This is a genomic window from Croceivirga lutea (assembly GCF_014235875.1).
In the GTDB taxonomy this organism is placed as follows: Bacteria; Bacteroidota; Bacteroidia; order Flavobacteriales; family Flavobacteriaceae; genus Croceivirga; species Croceivirga lutea.
This window is the reverse complement of the sequence record NZ_JACJUK010000009.1, coordinates 1-23,148: the sequence shown is the minus strand read 5'-3', so window position 1 is coordinate 23,148 and position 23,148 is coordinate 1. Positions and strand designations below refer to the sequence as shown.

At 36.2% G+C, this 23,148-nt stretch carries 14 protein-coding genes; 12 read left to right on the top strand and 2 right to left on the bottom strand.

The window, feature by feature from the left end; genetic code table 11:
- Positions 1-22: 22 nt before the first annotated feature.
- From rplK to H5V42_RS13480, 7 genes are all read left to right on the top strand, one after another.
- Complete coding sequence (gene rplK, locus H5V42_RS13510) at positions 23-460, top strand: 50S ribosomal protein L11 (protein WP_185783712.1); 438 nt, start codon at positions 23-25, stop codon at positions 458-460.
- A gap of 18 nt (positions 461-478) precedes the next feature.
- A complete protein-coding gene (gene rplA / locus H5V42_RS13505) occupies positions 479-1,168 on the top strand; it encodes a 50S ribosomal protein L1 (RefSeq protein ID WP_185783711.1) in 690 nt (229 codons plus the stop codon).
- Positions 1,169-1,193: 25 nt separating this feature from the next.
- Complete coding sequence (gene rplJ, locus H5V42_RS13500) at positions 1,194-1,709, top strand: 50S ribosomal protein L10 (protein ID WP_185783710.1); 516 nt, start codon at positions 1,194-1,196, stop codon at positions 1,707-1,709.
- 56 nt (positions 1,710-1,765) lie between these two features.
- Positions 1,766-2,149: a 50S ribosomal protein L7/L12 gene (rplL, locus tag H5V42_RS13495; RefSeq protein WP_185783709.1), complete on the top strand. Its 384-nt coding sequence runs from the start codon at positions 1,766-1,768 to the stop codon at positions 2,147-2,149.
- 130 nt (positions 2,150-2,279) lie between these two features.
- Positions 2,280-6,089, top strand: a complete 3,810-nt coding sequence (gene rpoB, locus H5V42_RS13490) for a DNA-directed RNA polymerase subunit beta (RefSeq protein WP_185783708.1) — start codon at positions 2,280-2,282, stop codon at positions 6,087-6,089.
- A 37-nt stretch (positions 6,090-6,126) separates the two neighbouring features.
- Complete coding sequence (rpoC, locus tag H5V42_RS13485) at positions 6,127-10,425, top strand: DNA-directed RNA polymerase subunit beta' (protein WP_185783707.1); 4,299 nt, start codon at positions 6,127-6,129, stop codon at positions 10,423-10,425.
- Between the two features lie 5 nt (positions 10,426-10,430).
- Positions 10,431-10,745: a DUF3467 domain-containing protein gene (locus H5V42_RS13480; RefSeq protein ID WP_185783706.1), complete on the top strand. Its 315-nt coding sequence runs from the start codon at positions 10,431-10,433 to the stop codon at positions 10,743-10,745.
- Between the two features lie 34 nt (positions 10,746-10,779).
- On the opposite strand, the gene H5V42_RS13475 is transcribed toward H5V42_RS13480, so the two are convergent.
- Together H5V42_RS13475 and H5V42_RS13470 are read right to left on the bottom strand one after the other, a co-directional pair.
- On the bottom strand, positions 10,780-11,211 hold the full coding sequence (locus H5V42_RS13475; protein ID WP_185783705.1) for a hypothetical protein: 432 nt from the start codon (positions 11,209-11,211) through the stop codon (positions 10,780-10,782).
- 71 nt (positions 11,212-11,282) lie between these two features.
- Positions 11,283-12,869, bottom strand: coding sequence for a peptide chain release factor 3 (locus H5V42_RS13470; protein WP_185783704.1), 1,587 nt, complete (start codon positions 12,867-12,869; stop codon positions 11,283-11,285).
- Positions 12,870-13,186: 317 nt separating this feature from the next.
- On the opposite strand from H5V42_RS13470, the gene H5V42_RS13465 reads away from it, so the two are divergent.
- The 5 genes from H5V42_RS13465 to H5V42_RS13445 form a co-directional block, all read left to right on the top strand.
- A complete protein-coding gene (locus H5V42_RS13465) occupies positions 13,187-16,297 on the top strand; it encodes a T9SS type B sorting domain-containing protein (protein WP_185783703.1) in 3,111 nt (1,036 codons plus the stop codon).
- Positions 16,298-16,308: 11 nt separating this feature from the next.
- A complete protein-coding gene (locus H5V42_RS13460) occupies positions 16,309-17,256 on the top strand; it encodes a PorP/SprF family type IX secretion system membrane protein (protein ID WP_185783702.1) in 948 nt (315 codons plus the stop codon).
- 11 nt (positions 17,257-17,267) lie between these two features.
- A complete protein-coding gene (locus H5V42_RS13455; RefSeq protein ID WP_185783701.1) occupies positions 17,268-19,199 on the top strand; it encodes an OmpA family protein in 1,932 nt (643 codons plus the stop codon).
- 141 nt (positions 19,200-19,340) lie between these two features.
- Entirely contained in the window at positions 19,341-21,932 is a 2,592-nt protein-coding gene (locus H5V42_RS13450; protein WP_185783700.1) for a hypothetical protein, read from the top strand.
- Positions 21,933-22,199: 267 nt separating this feature from the next.
- On the top strand, positions 22,200-23,148 hold a 949-nt coding region (locus H5V42_RS13445), incomplete at its 3' end, for a hypothetical protein (protein WP_206682554.1).

Here is a 23,148-nt window from a genome sequence, read left to right as displayed (position 1 = left end):
CAATTAAAATTAATTATTAGAAATGGCAAAAGAAGTAGATAAGGTTGTAAAACTGCAAGTTAGGGGAGGTGCTGCGAATCCATCGCCACCGGTCGGACCCGCCTTAGGTGCTGCTGGTGTTAACATTATGGAGTTCTGTAAGCAATTTAATGCTAGAACACAGGACAAACAAGGTAAAGTATTACCAGTTGTTATCACCGTTTACAAAGACAAATCATTTGAATTTGTTGTAAAGACACCACCGGCGGCCGTTCAATTGATGGAAGCAGCTAAGATTAAAAAAGGATCTGGCGAACCTAACAGAGTAAAATCAGGTACGGTTACTTGGGATCAAGTTAAAACTATAGCTGAAGACAAAATGGTAGATTTAAATGCATTTACTGTAGAGTCAGCTATGAGTATGGTAGCAGGAACTGCACGTTCTATGGGACTTAAGGTTTCAGGAACTAAACCTTTTTAATCAAAAAAATCAATTTAAATGGCAAAATTGACTAAAAAGCAAAAAGAAGCTAATGCAAAAATTGACAAGAATAAATTATATTCTGTTGATGAGGCTTCAGTTTTGTTGAAAGAAATTACTAATGTAAAATTTGATGCTTCTGTTGATTTAGCAGTTAGATTGGGTGTTGATCCAAGAAAAGCTAATCAGATGGTTCGTGGGGTGGTAACATTGCCTCATGGTACCGGTAAAGAAGTTAAAGTTTTAGCTTTAGTGACTCCTGATAAAGAAGCCGAAGCTAAAGAGGCTGGTGCTGACTTTGTAGGTCTAGATGAATATTTAGACAAAATTAAAGGAGGATGGACAGATGTAGATGTAATTGTTACAATGCCTAGTGTAATGGGTAAATTAGGCCCTTTAGGTAGAATATTAGGCCCTCGTGGTTTAATGCCTAATCCAAAAACTGGTACGGTAACTATGGATGTAGCTAAAGCTGTAGCTGATGTAAAAGGCGGTAAAATTGACTTTAAAGTTGATAAAACTGGTATTGTTCATGCTGCTATTGGTAAGGTTTCATTTACAGCTGATAAAATTGCGGAAAACGCAAAAGAGTTATTAGATACATTGAACAAATTAAAGCCAGCTGCTTCTAAAGGTGTTTACATGAAAAGTGTTTATATGAGTAGCACAATGAGCCCTAGTGTTCAATTAGACCCAAAAGCAGTTTAATAGCGAGTAGCTCAAATTCATAACAATGACAAGAGAAGAAAAAGCAACCGTAATTGAAGATTTGACTGCTCAGTTAGCTGACAATCCTACAATTTATTTGGCAGATATTTCTGGTTTAGATGCTGGAACTACGTCAGATTTAAGAAGGGCATGTTTTAAAGCTAATATTAAGCTAGCAGTTGTTAAAAATACATTGCTTGCAAAAGCAATGGAAGCATCAGATAAGGATTTTGGTGAATTATCATCTGTACTTAAAGGCAACACTTCGTTGATGCTTACAGAGACTGGTAATGTACCAGCAAAACTTATCAAAAATTTCAGAAAAAAATCTGATAAGCCAGTTCTTAAAGGCGCTTTTATTGAAGAAGCAGTTTACTTAGGTGATGAAAATTTAGAAACCCTAGTAAATATTAAGTCTAAAGAAGAGCTTATTGGTGATGTTATAGGATTGTTACAATCACCTGCTAAAAATGTTATTTCTGGACTTAAGTCTGGTGGTGGCAAGCTTGCGGGTATTTTAAAGACATTATCTGAAAGATAGAACGTACGCACTTATTACTAATATATTTATTACAAAACGAATTAAAACGATAGAAAATGGCAGATTTGAAAGATTTTGCAGAACAATTGGTTAACCTTACTGTAAAAGAGGTAAACGAGTTAGCTGATATTTTAAAAGAAGAATACGGTATTGAGCCTGCTGCTGCTGCAGTAGCTGTTGCTGGTGGCGCTGCTGCTGGTGGTGAAGGTGGTGATGCTGCTGAAGAAAAATCAGAATTTGATGTAATCTTAAAAGCGGCAGGTGGTTCTAAACTTGCTGTAGTTAAATTAGTTAAAGAATTAACTGGTTTAGGATTGAAAGATGCTAAAGAAATTGTTGATAGCGCGCCAAAAGCTGTAAAAGAAGGTGTTGCTAAAGACGAGGCTGAAGGAATCAAAAAATCTTTAGAAGAAGCAGGAGCAGAAGTTGAGCTTAAATAAGAAGTAAGCAAATACAATATGGGTAAGGTCTTTCCGCCGTTTGGGGGATAGACCTTAACCCGTTTTATAAAGAAGCGTATAAAGTCATACGCAACCAAATTTGAGAATTCACTATTAAACTTGTCCATAGATGTTCAATAATCAGACTGAAAGAGTAAATTTTGCATCCGCTAAGAACATCCCGAATTATCCGGATTTCTTGGACATTCAGATTAAATCTTTTCAAGACTTTTTTCAACTTGAGACAAAATCTGACGAAAGAGGCAACGAAGGTTTGTACAATACCTTCATGGAGAACTTTCCTATTACAGATACTAGAAACCAATTCGTTTTAGAGTTTTTAGATTATTTTATTGATCCTCCAAGATATTCTATTCAAGAATGTATCGAAAGAGGTCTAACATATAGCGTGCCTTTAAAAGCACGTTTAAAGCTATATTGTACAGATCCCGAGCATGAGGATTTTGAAACAATAGTTCAAGATGTTTACTTGGGTACAATACCCTACATGACCCCAAGTGGTACTTTTGTTATTAACGGAGCAGAAAGAGTAGTTGTTTCACAATTACATAGATCACCTGGTGTATTCTTTGGGCAATCATTCCACGCTAACGGAACTAAACTATATTCTGCAAGAGTAATACCGTTTAAAGGTTCATGGATTGAATTTGCTACGGATATTAACTCTGTAATGTATGCCTACATTGACAGAAAGAAAAAGTTACCCGTTACAACACTTTTCCGTGCTATTGGTTACGAAAGAGATAAAGATATTTTGGAAATATTTGACCTTTCTGAAGAGGTTAAAGTTTCAAAAGCAGGCTTAAAAAAGGTACTAGGTAGAAAACTGGCTGCACGTGTTTTAAATACATGGCACGAAGATTTCGTTGATGAAGATACTGGTGAAGTAGTGTCTATTGAACGAAACGAAATTGTTTTAGACCGTGATACCGTTTTAGAAAAAGAACATATTGATGAGATAATTGATGCTGACGTTAAAACTATTCTTTTACACAAAGAGAACAATGCGCAGTCAGATTATGCTATCATTCATAATACACTTCAAAAAGATCCAACAAACTCTGAAAAAGAGGCAGTTGAACATATTTATCGTCAATTACGTAATGCTGAGCCGCCAGATGAAGAAACGGCTAGAGGTATTATTGACAAATTATTCTTTTCTGACCAACGTTACAGCTTAGGTGAAGTAGGTCGTTATAGAATGAATAAAAAATTAGGTCTTGATATTGGAATGGACAAAGAAGTTTTGACCAAAGAAGATATCATAACAATTATTAAATACCTAATTGAGTTAATCAACTCTAAAGCAGAGATTGATGATATTGATCACTTATCTAATCGTCGTGTTCGTACGGTTGGAGAGCAATTATCACAACAATTTGGTGTTGGTTTAGCTCGTATGGCACGTACTATTCGTGAGCGTATGAACGTTCGTGATAATGAAGTTTTTACACCAATTGACTTGATTAATGCAAAGACGTTGTCTTCTGTTATTAATTCATTTTTTGGTACAAATCAGCTATCTCAGTTCATGGATCAAACCAATCCATTGGCAGAGATAACACATAAGAGAAGACTATCTGCATTAGGTCCAGGTGGTTTATCTAGAGAGCGTGCTGGTTTCGAGGTTCGTGACGTTCATTACACGCATTACGGTAGACTTTGTCCTATTGAAACCCCAGAGGGTCCAAACATTGGTCTAATTTCTTCACTTGGTGTTTTTGCAAAAGTGAACCAAATGGGATTCTTAGAAACTCCTTATCGCAAAGTTGAAGACGGTAAAGTAGATATAAAGAATTATGCTTACCTAAGTGCAGAAGAGGAAGAGGGAATGAAAATTGCTCAGGCTAACATTCCTTTAAAAGAAGATGGTAGCATTGACCAAGAGAAAGTAATTGCTAGAGAAGAAGGGGATTTCCCAGTAGTTGACCCTAAAGAGGTTAATTATACAGATGTAGCGCCAAATCAAATTGCTTCGATATCAGCATCTTTAATTCCATTCTTAGAGCATGATGATGCTAACCGTGCATTAATGGGATCAAACATGATGCGTCAGGCAGTTCCGTTATTAAGACCAAACTCACCAATTGTTGGAACAGGTCTTGAACGCCAAGTTGCTACAGATTCAAGAGTATTAATTAATGCCGAGGATGATGGTGTTGTTGACTATGTTGATGCACAAAAAATCACTATTAAGTATACACGTTCTGAGGATGAGAGACTAGTAAGTTTTGATGAAGACTACAAATCGTACAACTTAATTAAGTTTAGAAAAACTAACCAAGGTACTAGCATTAACCTTAAACCAATTGTCCGCAAAGGTGATAAGGTTAAAAAAGGTCAGGTTTTATGTGAAGGCTATGCTACTCAAAAGGGTGAGTTAGCATTAGGTCAGAATATGAAGGTTGCTTTCATGCCTTGGAAAGGTTATAACTTTGAGGATGCAATCGTAATTTCAGAGAAGGTTGTACGTGAAGATATCTTCACTTCTATACATATAGATGAGTACTCCTTAGAAGTTAGAGACACCAAACTTGGTGCTGAAGAATTAACTAATGATATACCTAACGTTTCTGAAGAGGCCACAAAAGACTTGGATGAATACGGTATGATTAGAATTGGGGCTGAAGTTAAACCAGGTGATATACTTATTGGTAAAATTACACCAAAAGGAGAGTCTGATCCAACTCCCGAAGAAAAGCTATTAAGAGCAATTTTCGGAGACAAAGCAGGTGACGTTAAAGATGCATCATTAAAAGCATCACCTTCATTAAGAGGTGTAGTTATTGACAAGAAATTATTCTCTCGTTCTATTAAGGATAAAAGAAAACGTTCTGAAGATAAAGAAGCTATCTCAAAATTAGAGTTGGAATACGAAGTTAAGTTCCAACAATTGAAAGACGTTCTTGTAGAAAAATTAGCAACTTTAGTAAACGGAAAAACTTCTCAGGGTGTTCAAAACGATCTTGGTGAAGAAGTATTACCAAAAGGTAAAAAATACACCGTTAAAATGCTTAACTCCGTTGATGATTTTGCTCATTTAATCTCTGGTTCATGGACAACAGATGATAAAACCAATGAAATGGTTAATGATTTGTTGCACAACTACAAGATTAAATTAAATGATCTTCAAGGAAACTTAAGAAGAGATAAATTCACCATATCTGTAGGTGATGAGTTACCAGCAGGTATTATGAAATTAGCTAAGGTTTACATTGCTAAAAAACGTAAACTTAAGGTTGGGGATAAAATGGCAGGTCGTCACGGTAACAAGGGTATTGTAGCTAAGATTGTACGTCAAGAAGATATGCCATTCTTAGAGGATGGAACTCCTGTTGATATTGTACTTAACCCATTAGGTGTACCTTCTCGTATGAATATTGGTCAGATTTATGAAACTGTTTTAGGTTGGGCAGGTTTGAACTTAGGTAAAAAGTTTGCTACCCCAATTTTTGATGGTGCCTCATTAGACCAGATTAATCAATATACAGAAGAAGCGGGTGTACCATTATTTGGTCACACTCATTTATATGACGGTGGTACGGGTAAACGTTTTGATCAGGCAGCAACTGTAGGTGTAATCTACATGCTTAAGCTAGGACACATGGTTGATGATAAAATGCATGCTCGTTCAATAGGTCCGTACTCATTAATTACGCAGCAACCATTGGGTGGTAAAGCACAATTTGGTGGTCAGCGTTTTGGAGAGATGGAAGTTTGGGCGCTTGAAGCCTACGGTGCGTCATCTACCCTAAGAGAAATCTTAACAGTTAAATCTGATGATGTAATAGGTAGAGCAAAAACCTACGAGTCAATCGTAAAAGGAGAAGCAATGCCAGAACCTGGTTTACCAGAATCTTTCAACGTATTAATGCATGAACTTAAAGGTTTAGGTTTAGACATTAGATTGGAAGAATAAATTTTAAAGAGAACATTTAATACATCTTATTAGCATCATGGCTAGAGTAAAAGATAATAATTCACCAAAAAGGTTTAACAAAATTTCTATCGGTTTAGCTTCACCTGAAGCAATATTAGCAGAATCGAGAGGAGAGGTGTTAAAGCCAGAAACCATTAACTATCGTACACACAAACCTGAGCGTGACGGACTTTTCTGCGAACGTATTTTTGGTCCTGTTAAGGATTATGAATGTGCTTGTGGTAAATACAAAAGAATTCGTTACCGTGGTATTGTTTGTGATAGATGTGGTGTAGAGGTAACAGAAAAGAAAGTAAGAAGAGATCGTGTAGGTCACATTAATCTTGTGGTTCCTGTAGCTCATATTTGGTATTTCCGTTCGTTACCAAATAAAATTGGATACTTATTAGGTTTACCTTCTAAAAAGCTAGATATGATTATTTACTACGAACGATACGTAGTAATTCAACCAGGTATAGCAAAAGGTCCAGAAGGTGAAGAAGTAAACAAAATGGATTTCTTGACAGAAGAAGAATATCTAAATATTTTAGATACACTTCCTCAAGAAAATCAATACCTAGAAGATTCTGACCCTAACAAGTTTATTGCTAAAATGGGCGCCGAGTGTTTAATTGATTTGTTAGGAAGAATTGATTTAGAACAGCTTTCTTACGAATTAAGACATAAAGCAAACACAGAAACTTCTAAACAACGTAAAACAGAAGCGCTTAAAAGACTTCAAGTTGTAGAAGCTTTAAGAGAATCTCAGGAAAATCGCGAGAACAGACCAGACTGGATGATAATGAAGGTGGTTCCGGTGATTCCGCCTGAACTACGTCCTTTAGTGCCATTGGATGGTGGTCGTTTTGCAACCTCTGATTTGAACGATTTATACCGTCGTGTCATCATTAGAAACAATCGTCTTAAACGATTAATGGAGATAAAGGCTCCAGAAGTAATTCTTAGAAATGAGAAAAGAATGCTTCAAGAAGCGGTTGATTCTTTATTTGATAATACAAGAAAAGCTTCAGCAGTTAAAACAGAATCTAACAGACCTTTAAAGTCACTTTCAGATTCATTAAAAGGTAAACAAGGACGTTTTCGTCAAAACTTACTTGGTAAACGTGTGGATTATTCTGCTCGTTCTGTCATTGTTGTAGGTCCAGAAATGAACCTGTACGAATGTGGTTTACCTAAAGATATGGCTGCCGAATTATACAAACCATTTATCATTAGAAAACTAATTGAGCGTGGTATTGTAAAAACGGTTAAATCTGCAAAGAAAATAATAGATAAAAAAGAGCCTGTTGTTTGGGATATTCTTGAAAACGTATTAAAAGGTCACCCAGTTCTATTGAACCGTGCCCCTACGTTACACAGATTAGGTATTCAAGCGTTCCAACCAAAATTAATTGAAGGTAAAGCTATTCGTCTTCACCCATTAGCATGTACTGCATTTAATGCAGATTTTGATGGTGACCAGATGGCTGTACACTTACCATTAGGTTCTGAGGCAATTTTAGAAGCGCAATTATTAATGTTAGCTTCTCAAAATATTCTTAACCCAGCAAATGGTTCCCCAATTGCGGTACCTTCTCAAGATATGGTTTTAGGTCTGTATTATATGACTAAAAAACGTGTTTCTGATGATACCATCACAGTAAAAGGTGAAGGAACTACTTTCTACTCTCCAGAAGAGGTTGTAATTGCTTTTAATGAAGAAAGAGTAGACTTAAATGCTGGAATCAAGGTTAGAACTAAAGACTTTAATGAAGAAGGTGAATTAGTTAATCAAATTATTGATACAACGGTTGGTAGAGTACTATTTAATGAAATGGTGCCAGAGGAAGCAGGGTTTATCAATCAAGTATTGACTAAGAAAGCCTTAAGAAACATTATTGGTCAGATTTTAGCGGTAACTAGTGTTCCAAAAACAGCTGAGTTCTTAGATAAGATTAAATCTATGGGGTATGAATTTGCCTTTAAAGGTGGTCTATCTTTCAGTTTAGGTGATATTATTATTCCTGAAGAAAAGCACTCAATGATTGATGAGGCTAACGAGCAGGTTGATGGTATTATGATGAACTATAACATGGGTCTGATTACAAATAACGAACGTTACAATCAGGTTATTGATGTTTGGACATCAACTAATGCTATGTTAACAGAGTTAGCAATGAAACGTATACGAGAAGACCAACAAGGCTTTAACTCGGTATACATGATGCTTGACTCTGGTGCTAGGGGTTCTAAAGAACAAATTCGCCAGTTAACAGGTATGCGTGGTTTAATGGCTAAGCCTAAAAAATCTACCGTTGGTGGTGGTGAAATTATTGAAAATCCAATTCTTTCGAATTTTAAGGAAGGACTTTCAATTCTTGAATACTTTATATCAACTCACGGTGCACGTAAAGGTCTTGCAGATACTGCATTAAAAACTGCAGATGCTGGTTACTTAACTCGTCGATTAGTAGATGTATCTCAAGATGTAATTATCAATATCGAAGATTGCGAAACATTAAGAGGTATTGAGGTTGCACCATTGCGTAAGAATGAAGAAATTGTTGAGACTCTTGGTGAGCGTATCTTAGGTCGTGTTTCTTTACATGAAGTATATGATCCACTAACAGAAGAGTTATTACTCTCAGCAGGTCAAGAAATAACTGAAAAAGAAGTTGCTAAAGTTGAAGCGTCTCCAATTGATAAAGTTGAAGTACGTTCACCATTAACCTGTGAGGCACCTCAAGGTATTTGTGCTAAATGTTACGGTAGAAACTTAGCAACTAATAAAATGGTTCAACGAGGTGAAGCTGTTGGTGTAATTGCAGCACAATCTATTGGTGAACCAGGTACACAGTTAACTTTACGTACCTTCCACGTGGGTGGTATTGCAGGTAACATTTCAGAAGAAAATAAGCTAGAAGCTAAGTTTGAGGGTGTAGCGGAAATTGAAGATTTACGCACAGTTCAAGGTGAAAATAGCGAAGGTGGAAAAGCTAAAATTGTAATTTCAAGAACTTCTGAAGTTAAAATTATTGACGAGAAAACAGGAATTACGCTTTCAACCAATAATATTCCTTATGGATCACAATTATTCATCAAAAATGGTGGTAAGATTAGTAAAGGTGATGTTATTTGTCAGTGGGATCCGTATAATGGTGTAATCGTATCAGAATTTGCAGGGCAAATTGCATACGAAAACATTGAGCAAGGAATAACTTATCAAGTTGAAATTGATGAACAAACTGGTTTCCAAGAAAAAGTAATTTCAGAATCAAGAAACAAGAAATTGATTCCAACACTTTTAATTAAAGATGGAAAGGGTGAAACGCTTCGTTCGTATAACCTTCCTGTTGGTTCTCATATAATGGTTGATGATGGTGATAAAATCAAAGAGGGTAAAACGTTAGTTAAGATTCCTAGAAAATCTGCAAAAGCAGGTGATATTACAGGTGGTTTACCAAGGGTGACAGAGTTATTTGAAGCTCGTAATCCATCCAATCCAGCTGTAGTTTCAGAAATTGATGGTGTTGTTTCATTTGGTAAGATTAAGAGAGGTAATCGTGAAATAATTATTGAGTCTAAATTAGGTGAGATTAAAAAGTATTTAGTTAAACTTTCTAATCAAATTCTAGTTCAAGAAAATGATTACGTTCGCGCTGGTATGCCACTTTCAGACGGTTCTATTACGCCTGAAGATATTTTAGCAATAAAAGGACCTTCTGCCGTTCAACAATATTTAGTAAATGAGGTTCAAGAAGTATATCGATTACAAGGTGTGAAAATTAATGATAAGCACTTTGAAGTTGTTGTGCGTCAAATGATGCGTAAAGTTCGTATTCAGGACCCAGGGGATACTATTTTCTTAGAAAATCAATTAGTTCATAAAGGTGATTTCATTAGAGAAAACGATGAAATATTTGGTAAGAAGGTAGTTGAAGATGCAGGTGAATCTGAAAACCTTAAACCAGGACAAATTGTAACAGCACGTGAATTAAGAGATGAGAATTCTCTTTTGAAACGCGCTGATAAGAATCTAGTTGTGGGTAGAGATGCAATTGCAGCAACTGCAACACCTATTTTACAAGGTATTACTAGAGCGTCTTTACAGACTAAATCATTTATATCTGCAGCATCATTCCAAGAAACTACTAAAGTACTGAATGAAGCAGCTGTAAGTGGTAAAGTTGATACGCTAGAAGGGTTAAAAGAGAATGTAATCGTTGGACACAGAATTCCGGCTGGTACAGGTATGAGAGATTATGACAGTATCATTGTTGGTTCTAAAGAAGAGTACGATGAAATCATGGCTCGTAAGGAAGAGTTCAAATTCTAAATTTAATGGCAGATCAGAAGAACCAAAATCAGAAGCAAATCAACATAGAGCTTGATGAAAAAACAGCTGAAGGAACGTATTCCAATTTAGCTATCATTAATCATTCTGTTTCTGAATTTGTTGTAGATTTTATAAGTATGATGCCTGGGGCACCTAAAGCAAAGGTTAAAAGCCGAATAGTTTTAACACCCCAACACGCCAAAAAGTTTTTGAAGGCTTTAAATGATAATGTAAATCGTTTTGAAAAAGCCCACGGAACTATTAAAGATTATGAACAGCCGCCTATACCACTAAATTTTGGTCCTGCGGGAGAAGCATAATAAAAAGCCCTGACATACCTGTCAGGGCTTTTTTTTATTTTAACCAGTTTTTCTTAATTCCTTGTTTGGCAAAATAAACTTCATAAATCCCGAAAATAATTACTAAAATTGGCATGATATAAGTTGATGTACCGTAAACTTCTGTTGCATTAGTTAAGAATAACCAATGGATAAATTGTGCTATTGCTGCAATTAATGAAATTAAAAATACAGGTCTTGCCCATTTCTTTCTTAGTAAAAGAGCTATACTAGCCAAAGTTCCTCCAAATACTGCAATGGCAAAAGATGCCGTTACCCAGGCTGGTTTTGACTCAAAAAGTGCTCGTTCATTTTGAGACATTTGTTCTAAAGCTTCAATTGGCATAAAAGCTTGTAAAAGGTACTGTGAAACCCCCATTAAATTCCAAAGGAGAGCTAGAATACTAACTACCCAAAACCACGTAGGTGGTTTAATTGTATTTGTCATTTTTGTAAAGTTTATTGGTTACTTTACCTAAAGTACAAAAAATAGCAGCTAATTAGTTGTAGTTTAATTTGTTATACATCTTTTTCAGATGTAAATCTTAATCTAACACTTGGATATTTTTGTTGTGTCATTTGTAGCGAAAACGCCGAGTCTGCCAAAAAAACAAGTTGTCCAGCTTTATCTTTTGCTAAGAATTTCTGTTTTACACGTTTAAACTCATTGAACTCTTCATTATTTTCAGCTTCAACCCAACATGCTTTGTGTACGGGTAGGTTTTCATAAGTACATTTTGCACCGTATTCATGTTCTAACCTGTATTGAATAACTTCATATTGTAATGCGCCTACAGTACCAATTACTTTTCTGCCGTTAAGTTCAAGTGTAAACAATTGTGCTACACCTTCATCCATTAACTGGTCAATACCTTTATATAATTGCTTCGCCTTCATTGGGTCAGCATTGTTTATATATCTAAAGTGTTCAGGTGAAAAACTTGGAATTCCTTTATAATTTAATATTTCACCATTAGTTAAGGTGTCACCAATTTTAAAGTTGCCTGTATCATGCAAACCAACAATATCACCAGGAAAAGATTCATCTACTATTTCTTTCTTTTCAGCAAAGAATGCATTGGGACTAGAGAACTTTAAATTCTTGTTATTTCTAACGTGTAAGTATGGTTTGTTTCGTTCAAATTTACCTGATACAATTTTAACGAAAGCTAAACGGTCTCTATGTTTAGGGTCCATATTAGCATGAATTTTAAACACAAAACCAGAAAAATCTTTTTCGTTCGGTTGTACTAGGCGTTCTTCTGCTTTCTTAGGTCTGGGAGCAGGGGCAATCTGTATAAAGCAATCTAATAATTCTCTCACACCAAAATTGTTTAAGGCAGAACCAAAAAAAACGGGTTGTTGAGAACCTTCTAAATATGATTCTTTGTTGAAAGGCGGATACACCCCTTCAACCAATTCAAGATTATCTCTTAATTCATTGGCAGCCTTTTCACCAATGATATTTTCTAGTTCAGGATTACTTAAATCATCAAAGGCAATAGTTTCTTCAATGTTTTGTTTGCTATTACCAGAAAACAGATTAATGTTTTTTTCAAAAATGTTATAAATCCCTTTGAAATCGAACCCCATGCCAATTGGAAAACTTAGTGGAGTAACAGAAAGTCCTAATTTTTGTTCAACTTCATCAAGTAAATCAAAAGCATCTTTACCTTCTCTATCTAGTTTATTAATAAAAACAATCATAGGAATATTACGCATTCTACAAACTTCAACCAATTTCTCTGTTTGCTCCTCAACACCTTTTGCTACGTCGATTACTACAATTACGCTATCAACAGCCGTTAGCGTTCTAAAGGTGTCTTCAGCAAAGTCTTTGTGCCCTGGAGTATCTAAGATGTTTATCTTTTTGTCTTTATAAATAAAAGCTAATACCGAGGTTGCAACAGATATACCACGTTGTCTTTCAATTTCCATGAAATCACTAGTGGCTGATTTTTTTATTTTATTACTTTTTACTGCACCAGCCTCTTGAATTGCACCACCAAAAAGCAAGAGTTTTTCTGTCAGTGTGGTTTTACCAGCATCTGGGTGAGAAATAATACCAAATGTTCTTCTTCTTTCTATCTCTTGCTCAAATGTCATTCTAAAAAATTTTGGCAAAAATAGCCAAAACTTAAAGCCTAGCTACTATTTTATGGGAATGAAGATTGCAATTTTAAGGTGGCACGTAATTACAGAATAATATTACATTTCAACGAAGATTTTGGTATTATCCAAGAAAATATGGTCTTTTTGTACACAGTTTGCGTAAATAATTTTTGTAAATAGTATTGTTTTAAGAGCAGTTTTAAAATAATCGAATAGCTTTGCAGAAGAATTTATACAAAGTGTAAGCGTCCCAAACTTACCTAACCATTGTCCTACTTTCATGGTGATTGTTTAACTAATCCAATCATTGCATGATACCTTACTTTGTTAGAATTTTTAAAGTTGGTGTTTTAACGGTAGCATTTTTATTAATGAATTCTGTTATTGCTTCAACTACACCTTCCAAGTCTTACGTATATCCAAACAACAATAATGACATTGATCAAGATGATGATGGAATTTTGGATAGTGTAGAAGATTTAAACGCGGATAATGATTATAATCCTGCGACTAATCCTACAGATAATGATGGAGACGGCATACCGAACTATTTAGATATTGATTCTGATAATGATGGTATACTAGATAATGTAGAAGCACAATCCACCAATAGTTACATTCCACCTTCAGGTTTAGATACTAATGATAATGGATTAGATGACGCGTACGAAGGTTCTTACGGATTTGGAATTAACCCTATAAATTCTGATTTAGGATTTGGAGGGTTTGGTATGATTCCAGATTACCTTGATATTGATTCTGATATTGATGGTATTAGAGATAATATAGAAGCACAAAACCCCGCTTTGTTTATTGCTCCTTCTGGAATAGATGCCAACGGCAATGGGTTGGATGATAGTTATGAATTTGGGGCTACCTTGGGTTTATGGCCAATTAATTCTGACAACGATCCCTATGCAGACTTCAGAGATTTTGACTCTGATGATGACGGTATTAAAGATAAAGTAGAAGCTCAAACTTCTCAAGGTTATATTCCTCCTTCTGGTGACTCTAATTTTAATGATATTGATGATTCGTACGAATCAGGATTAATTCCAATTGATACTGATGGAGACGGAATTCAAGATTATAAAGACATCGATTCCGATAATGATGGAATTTTAGATGCTATTGAAGCTCAAGATTTTTCAACTTATAAACCTGCATCCGGAAATGATTCTAATGGGGATGGAATAGATAATTCTTTTGGTTCTGGAATTGACCCAATTAATTCTGATTCAGACACGCAACCAGATTTCAGAGATATAGACTCCGATAATGATGGATTACCAGATAATGTAGAAGGTCAGCCTACAGCAGGTTATGTGCCACCAAGTGGCCTAGATAGTGATAATGATGGCTTGGATAATTTGTATGAAGGCTCAGGAGACGAAGGCATCACCCCAGAAGATACAGATGGCGATAGCACTCCAGATTATTTAGATGGGGACAGTGATAATGATTTAGTACCTGACAACAATGAGGGTAACGACTTCAATAACGATGGTCAACCAGACCAAACACCAACAGGCAGCGATAGCGATAATGATGGATTAGATGATGGCTATGAGGGTAGTGATATCAATGACGGTTATGATTCCAATGATGAGATAGATGACCCCGCCAATGATTTACCAGATACCGATGGAGAAGGCGATGTTAATTACCGAGATTTAGATGACGATGGCGATGGTATTGATACGCCAGATGAAGATGCAGATGGTGATGGCGACCCAACCAATGACGATACCGATGGTGACGGTACGCCAGATTACTTAGACCCAACCGATGATAGAGGAGATACTGATGGTGATGGAGTACCAGATGCAGTAGACTTAGATGATGATAACGATGGTATTTTAGATACTGTAGAAGGTGATGGCACTATAGATACAGACGGCGATGGACGTCCAGATAGTTTAGACATCGATTCAGATGATGACGGATTGCCAGATAATGTAGAAGGTCAGCCTACAGAAGGCTATGTACCACCAAGTGGTGAAGATGCAGATAATGACGGATTAGACGACGCTTATGAAGGCTCAGGAGACGAAGGCATCACCCCAGAAGATACAGATGGCGATAGCACTCCAGATTATTTAGATGGGGACAGTGATAATGATTTAGTACCTGACAACAATGAGGGTAACGACTTCAATAACGATGGTCAACCAGACCAAACACCAACAGGCAGCGATAGCGATAATGATGGATTAGATGATGGCTATGAGGGTAGTGATATCAATGACGGTTATGATTCCAATGATGAGATAGATGACCCCGCCAATGATTTACCAGATACCGATGGAGAAGGCGACGTTAATTACCGAGATTTAGATGATGATGGTGATGGTATCGACACGCCAGATGAAGATGCAGACGGTGATGGCGACCCTACCAACGATGATACAGACGGCGACGGTACACCAGATTACTTAGACCCTACAGATGATAGAGGAGATACTGACGGAGATGGAGTACCAGATGCAGTAGATTTAGATGATGATAACGATGGTATTCTAGATACCGTAGAAGGAGACGGAGCCATCGATACAGATGGTGATGGACGTCCAGATAGTTTAGACATCGATTCCGACAATGACGGTCTACCAGATAATGTAGAAGGTCAACCAACAGATGGTTACGTACCACCAAGTGGTGAAGATGCAGACAATGATGGTTTAGACGATGCCTACGAAGGCACAGGAGACCAAGGCATTACCCCAGAAGATACAGATGGTGATAGCACCCCAGATTATCTAGATTCGGATAGTGATAATGATTTAGTACCTGACAACAATGAGGGTAACGACTTCAATAACGATGGTCAACCAGACCAAACGCCAACAGGTAGCGATAGCGATAATGATGGATTAGATGATGGCTATGAGGGTAGTGATATCAATGACGGTTATGATTCCAATGATGAGATAGATGACCCCGCTAATGATTTACCAGATACCGATGGAGAAGGCGACGTTAATTACCGAGATTTAGATGATGATGGTGATGGTATCGACACGCCAGATGAAGATGCAGACGGTGATGGCGACCCTACCAACGATGATACCGATGGTGACGGCACACCAGATTATTTAGATCCAAGAGATGATAGACCGTTAAAAATTGAAGTAAATCAATTAGTTACACCAAATAATGACGGTAAGAACGATTTCTTATTTATTAGAAACGTTGATAGAGCTCCAAATAATACCTTAAGAATATTTAATAGATGGGGTGTTGCAGTTTATGAAGGTTCAAATTATAACAATATTAATAATGTATTTGATGGTAGATCTAGAGGAAGGTCTACATTAAGTGTAGACGATTACTTACCATCTGGTATTTATTATTATATCTTTGACTACGAAACCGAACAGGGAACAGAAACTGATAGTGACTATTTCTACATAAGTAGATAAAGTAAATATTCATGAATAAAATGAGAACCTTATTATTTGTTTTGTTACTAATTGTAACAACAAATTCCTTTGCTCAACAAGATGCTCAGTATACACAATATATGTTTAATACGTTAAGTGTTAACCCAGCCTACGCAGGGTCAAGAGGGCAATTAAGTTTTGCAGGATTGTACAGAGCACAATGGATTGGTTTAAATGGTGCACCTGAAACGTTTACCTTAAATCTACATTCACCAATAAGGAATAGTAGAGTAGGTTATGGAGTTTCTGTGGTAAATGATAATATTGGTGATGGTGCAGTTCAAGAAACGTATTTAGATGCGGTTATTTCGTATTCACTGCAATTAAATCAAGATGCAAAACTATCATTTGGCCTAAAGGCTGGAGGAAACGTCCTGAATCTAGATTTTTCTAAGCTTAGAAATTTTGACTTAGAACCAACCAGTACAGATGTTCCTGACAATAAATTTTCGCCAAATTTTGGTGCGGGAATTTATTATCATACAAATAAGTTTTATGCGGGACTATCAGTTCCTAATTTCTTAGAAACAGACTATTTTGATGGGAATTCAGGTGATTCAAATTCAGTAAACTTTCTTTCTACCGAGAGAATGAATTTTTATTTTATTACCGGATATGTGTTTGACTTAAATGGCAACCTTCAATTTAAACCAGCTCTGTTAACCAAAGCTGTTGGTGGAGCGCCTTTACAAGTTGATTTGTCTGCTAGTTTTCTTTTTAACGACCGATTTAGTTTTGGCGCGGCATACAGGTGGGATGCTGCACTTAGTGCTATGGCAGGTTTTCAAATCACTGAACAAATTATGCTTGGTTTGGCCTATGATAAAGAAACTACAGATTTAGGTACACGTAGGTTTAATGACGGTTCTATAGAAATTTTTCTACGATTAGAATTACTTAAAAGATTTCAAAAAACAATTTCTCCCCGCTTCTTCTAATATAAGCAGGTATGACAAACAAACATTTTCTTTTTATCATCGCCCTAACCGGGTTATCATTTTTAGCTAACGCTCAAGAGCGGCAGTTAGAAAAAGCGGATGAACAATATAGACAGTACTCTTTTCAACCTGCTATAGATATCTATGAAAAGCTGAGAGCTAAGGGTTATGTTAACGCTGATTTGTTAACCAAACTTGGCGACTCCTATTACTTCAATGCGGAATACAAAAAGGCGGCAGAGGCGTATCAAGAACTGTTGGTTTCTAATGATACTGTAGTAGGTGCTGATGTAGTTTTTAGATATGCACAGTCTTTAAAAACATTAGGTAGATATCAAGAATCTGATAAATGGATGCGAGAGTTTGCGGCAATAGCACAAAAAATGGAATTGAATTCAAAAGTTGATTTTGATTACTTAGAAAAGATTGAAGATAATTCTGGTAGGTATGATATTGAGCAATTTAAATTTAATTCTAGATATGCAGATTTTGCGCCAAGCTATTATAAAGAAGGATTAATTTTTGCTTCTGATAGAGATACAGGTAATTTGGCTAGATATCGCCATACATGGAACTCTAGTGACTTTCTCGATTTGTACCAAGTAAAAGATGCCGCTGACAGTTTAACAACGGTTTCAAAAGTTTCAGGTGAAGTTAATACTCGTTTTCATGAATCAACTTCTATCGTAGCTAAAGATGGTAAAACCATGTACTTTACACGTAATAATTTTTTCGAAGGAAAAAAGAAAAAGGATGATGAAGGTACCATACGATTAAAAATGTACACAGCTGAATTAGTTGATAGTACTTGGACTAATATAACAGAACTACCATTTAATAGCGATAGTTATTCAGTTGCTCATCCAATGCTAAGTCCTGACGAAAAGTTCCTCTATTTCTCTTCAGATATGCCTGGTACGTTCGGAAAATCAGATTTATGGAAAGTAGAAATTGTTGGAGATGGAACTTATGGAGCACCTATTAATCTAGGTTCTTCAATTAATACCCAAGCAAGAGAAAATTTTCCATTCATCACTAAAGAAGACGTTTTATATTTTTCGTCTGATGGTCATCCAGGTTTAGGTGGTTTAGATGTCTTTGCAACTAAAATAGCTTTCGATGATTACAATCAAGAAATTGTGAACCTAGGTAAGCCGGTAAATGGTGAGTATGATGATTTTTCATTTATAATTAATGATGAAACGCATACCGGTTATTTTTCTAGTAACAGACCAGAAGGTATGGGTAGCGATGATATTTACGCGTTTATTGAGAATGAACCAGTACCGCTAGATTGTTTACAAGATGTCACAGGAACAGTTAGAGATAGAATTACAAACGAGATATTAGTAGGAGCCACAGTTAAAATAATTGATGAGGAAAACAACGAAGTATCTTCTACACTAACTAACTCAGAGGGAACTTATAGTTTAGAATTGGATTGTAATAAAGGCAACTTTGTTAGAGCCTTAAAAGATGGCTACATTCCCGCAGAAGAATTTTTAGCAAAATCGTATGGCAAACCTGCAACCGTTGATTTCTATTTAGAAAGAGATGTAGTAACTGGTGGATTTGGAGATGATTTAGCTAAACTTCTACAATTAAGTACCATCTATTTTGATTTAAACAAATATAATATTAGACCAGATGCTGAAATTGAAATTCAGAAAGTAATTGCAGCAATGGAAAAATATCCAAGTTTAAAAATTAAGGTAAATTCTCATACAGATAGCCAAGGTAGAGATGAATACAACCTTTGGTTATCTCAAAAAAGGGCAGAATCTACTGTTAATTATATGATATCTAAAGGTATTGCCTCTGATAGATTAATTGGAGAAGGTTTTGGGGAGACCAAACTTATAAATGAATGTGAAAATGGCGTGCGTTGTTCGCCAGAAAAACATCAATTAAATAGAAGGTCTGAGTTTATAATTTTAGAATAAATACCTTTTTATTTTTGATTTAATTTTTAAATTTCTGTCACAATTAACATTTTCACGTTGATAAACTCATGGTTTACAACAATTTTTTAAGGTAAGTAACTATTGTACATACATTTGGGCATTTAGCACAAGCGTTGTATAATGAAGATTCCTCAGAGATATTTACGATTAGCATTTTTTGCTCTGCTAACTGTACTCTTTTCTTTCAGTTATGGTCAGACTTTTGATGCACACTGGTGGAATGGGCGAGGGTATCTTATGGATTTTAGAACTACTCCTCCAACAATAACATGTAATCTAGTTTCTGATGGAGCTTTTGAAGCAACTTCTTCTTGGAGTGATCCAGAAACTGGTGATTTACTTTTTTATGCAGATTTAGGAACAATTAGAGATAATACAGGAGCCTTATATAACAATGGCAATAACATAAATACCAACGCAACCAGAACCCAAATGGCAGTTGCTATGCCAGTACCGGGGACCAATTTAAATCAGGTTTATTTACTGCATGGAGATGGTAGCAACGAAGACCAGAACGGTACTGCATACTATTCAATAATTGATGTATCTACAAAGACTGTAATAAGCAAGAACAATCTATTACAGAATAATACTTCTGAGGCTTTTTACGGTACAAATAACGGAGCGTTATGTGGCGCTTGGGTGGCTACAATTGCAAATGATACAGGAAGCTGTGTTACAAATTGCGCAGCAAGTATAATGTTGTGGCAAGTGGATATTTCAAATCCACTCTCAGCGGCAAGAGCAAACAATCCTGATATTACTACAAGTATACCCGTAAATTTACCAAGCCGAGGAGAGCGAGCCAGTATACGATTTTCTAAACAAAATGATATCGTTGCTATTGCTATAGAAGGTGGTGGAATTTTCTATGCTTCTTTTAATGCAAATACAGGAGCTATTGGTTCTTGGACACACGTACCAAGAACTACATCTAACCTAACAAGTACTGGTTATAGTTTAGAGTTTTCACCTGACGGTACCCGTATATTTTACGGTCATGATGTAAGTTCATCAACAAATGCAGTAGGTTGGCGTAGTTCGCTTTACATGCATATCATAGGCTCTAATACTTCTATTGAAATAGAAGATGAGTCTTTAGGTTCTTGGGCCGGAGTTCAACTAGGCCCTGATAATATGTTGTATTTGTCAGATGCTAACGATGGTGATGTATATTTTCTTGAAAATCCTAATACTGTAACTTCTGCTGCAGATGCAATTTTTAATTTTTTAGATATTAGTTCTTATGCCACTTGTGATAATTCTGATAGGCAAGGATATAACTTTACTCAACAAGTAGTATTTTTTGCCTCTTGCTTACAAGACACAGATAACGATGGTTTGTATGATGAAACTGATATTGATGATGATAATGACGGTATTCTGGATATTATTGAAAGTGAAGGTGATATAGATGGTGATAATATTCCTAATTTATTGGATTTAGATAGTGATGGGGATGGAATTCCAGATAACGTAGAAGCACAATTAACTTCTTCATATATTTCTCCAATAGTTGGTGTTAATGCAGATACTGACAATAATGGTTTAAATGATGCATACGAGTCATCACCAGGGGCTGGTGAAGGTTTAATACCAGTAAATACTGATGGATTAGATAATCCAGATTACTTAGATTTGGATAGTGACAATGCAGATGATAATGATACCATTGAAGCTGGAATTACGCTTTCAAATAATGATGCTGATGCAGATGGATTGGATAATTCAGTGGATACATCAACCGATTATACCGACCCTGGGGGAACTATTGATAATCCGCTTAGCGGAAGTATACAATTACCAGATTCTAATGGAGATGCCAATTCAGGCGGTGACGTAGATTTTAGAGACCCTATAATACCTAACATTGATCCAAATGATATTGATGGAGACGGTCTTATCAATAGTCTGGATTTCGATGATGACAATGATGGTATATTAGATACACAAGAATTGTGCGGCACTAATCCTGTAACCTCTGCAACCACCAATTCAACTATAGAAGTTACGATAATCACAGATAATTACCCTGGTGAGACCACTTGGACATTAACAGCTCCATCTGGTCAAATAGCAAGTGGAGGAGTATATGGAAGCGCTGGAACAACATATAGTCAAACTATAAATACAACTGAAACAGGAATTTTTACTTTTACGATATTTGATTCTTTCGGAGATGGTATTTGTTGCTCTTATGGAATAGGGTCTTATAACGTTGTTTTAAATAATTCGTCTTCAGTCGCAACTGGAGGAAATTTTGGTTCAAGTGAGTCTACAAATTTTGAAATAACTCCGGTAGATTTTGATTCTTTTACGTGCTTATCTGATGACCCAAATGGTGATGAAGACAATGATTCCATTCTAAATTACCTAGATGCTGATTTTGCTTCAGCTAATGGCTCCGTACTTAATTCTAATGGCGTTGTCGCCATTTTAGATACTGATGGAGACGGAATAATTGATAGCATGGATGTTGACAGTGATGGTGACGGATGCCCTGATGCATTAGAGGCCTCTGGTTCTTTTGGTTATATCGATATTAACTCAAATTTTGAACTTACCGGTGGAGTTGATACAAATGGCGTTCCTACAGTAGCCACATCTTCTGGTCAAGCGCCAACCCCAGAAACCACAGATAATACTATACGGTTGGGTTGCGCTAATACTGTGATAACCAATAGAAGAATTACCATTAGAGTTATTAAGTAAAAAAATGTATACTAAACTACCTCAATGTCAGTATTTGTTGGTGTCTCAGCAGCTTTTAGATACTCTTAAATATTTCTTCACCTCTATAAAATAGTCATTTAACGACACCTTATAGGAACTACACAACAATTATTTTAACAGCCTGTGTATAGCGGTAATTTTGTTATTGATGAATTGTTTTTACTGCTGAAGCAGGTAAAACTTAAACATCAATAGTGATTTTAAATAACAAATAACCAGCTTGTCCCAAGTTCTAAAATTATGAATATGGTTAATCTATTTCTGAAGAGAACGAACAAACAAAATGTAGTACTACTACTGTTTTTGTTTTTCTCATTCTTAGGTTTTTCACAAACTACAGTTACTTTACAAGACCAATGTAATTGTGAAGTATTGAGCGGAACAGATGTTACTACTCCCGGAGCAATTTCACCAACTGGTGCAGATATTGGTGATATTTACGTTAATACGGATTCAGGAACAATTTTTTATTGGGATGGTGATTCTTGGGAATTAATTAGTGGTTCAGATAGTGACACCTTGGTTCAAGATTTCACATTGATTGATACAGATGCAGATACAATCAATGATACATTAAGATTAACAGATACAGATGGAGGACAATGGGACGTCCTAATTTCTGATTTAGCTGGATTAATAAATACAGACGACCAAACTGCATCAGAAGTAAGTATTGCAGATGCAGGAGGCAACTTTACAGCAACAGATGTTGAAGGAGCCTTATCAGAATTGGCTGCAGGTAGTACAGACGACCAGGCTTTAAGTTTAGCCGCTGGCAATATATTAACATTAGAAGATGGAGGCACAGTAGATTTAACTCCATTCTTAGACAATACTGATGACCAAGCTATCACGGCCTTTAGTTTAGATAATGGTACCAACGAACTAACCTTAACGTTAGAAGACGGCGGTACACAAACTGTAGACTTTACAACGGTATTAGCCGCAGCAGGAACAGACGACCAGGCGTTAAGTTTAGCCGCTGGAAATATATTAACCTTAGAAGATGGAGGCACAGTAGATTTAACTCCATTCTTAGACAATACTGATGACCAAGCTATCACGGCCTTTAGTTTAGATAATGGTACGAACGAACTAACCTTAACGTTAGAAGACGGCGGTACACAAACCGTAGACTTTACAACGGTATTAGCTGCGGCAGGAACAGACGACCAAACTGCATCAGAAGTAAGTA

Excerpts from the sequence above, each read along its gene's own strand:
- rplK (WP_185783712.1), top strand. The coding sequence starts at position 23 with ATGGCAAAAGAAGTAGATAAGGTTGTAAAACTGCAAGTTAGGGGAGGT.
- rplA (WP_185783711.1), top strand. The coding sequence starts at position 479 with ATGGCAAAATTGACTAAAAAGCAAAAAGAAGCTAATGCAAAAATTGAC.
- rplJ (WP_185783710.1), top strand. The coding sequence starts at position 1,194 with ATGACAAGAGAAGAAAAAGCAACCGTAATTGAAGATTTGACTGCTCAG.
- rplL (WP_185783709.1), top strand. The coding sequence starts at position 1,766 with ATGGCAGATTTGAAAGATTTTGCAGAACAATTGGTTAACCTTACTGTA.
- rpoB (WP_185783708.1), top strand. The coding sequence starts at position 2,280 with ATGTTCAATAATCAGACTGAAAGAGTAAATTTTGCATCCGCTAAGAAC.
- rpoC (WP_185783707.1), top strand. The coding sequence starts at position 6,127 with ATGGCTAGAGTAAAAGATAATAATTCACCAAAAAGGTTTAACAAAATT.
- H5V42_RS13480 (WP_185783706.1), top strand. The coding sequence starts at position 10,431 with ATGGCAGATCAGAAGAACCAAAATCAGAAGCAAATCAACATAGAGCTT.
- H5V42_RS13475 (WP_185783705.1), bottom strand. The coding sequence starts at position 11,211 with ATGACAAATACAATTAAACCACCTACGTGGTTTTGGGTAGTTAGTATT.
- H5V42_RS13470 (WP_185783704.1), bottom strand. The coding sequence starts at position 12,869 with ATGACATTTGAGCAAGAGATAGAAAGAAGAAGAACATTTGGTATTATT.
- H5V42_RS13465 (WP_185783703.1), top strand. The coding sequence starts at position 13,187 with ATGATACCTTACTTTGTTAGAATTTTTAAAGTTGGTGTTTTAACGGTA.
- H5V42_RS13460 (WP_185783702.1), top strand. The coding sequence starts at position 16,309 with ATGAATAAAATGAGAACCTTATTATTTGTTTTGTTACTAATTGTAACA.
- H5V42_RS13455 (WP_185783701.1), top strand. The coding sequence starts at position 17,268 with ATGACAAACAAACATTTTCTTTTTATCATCGCCCTAACCGGGTTATCA.
- H5V42_RS13450 (WP_185783700.1), top strand. The coding sequence starts at position 19,341 with ATGAAGATTCCTCAGAGATATTTACGATTAGCATTTTTTGCTCTGCTA.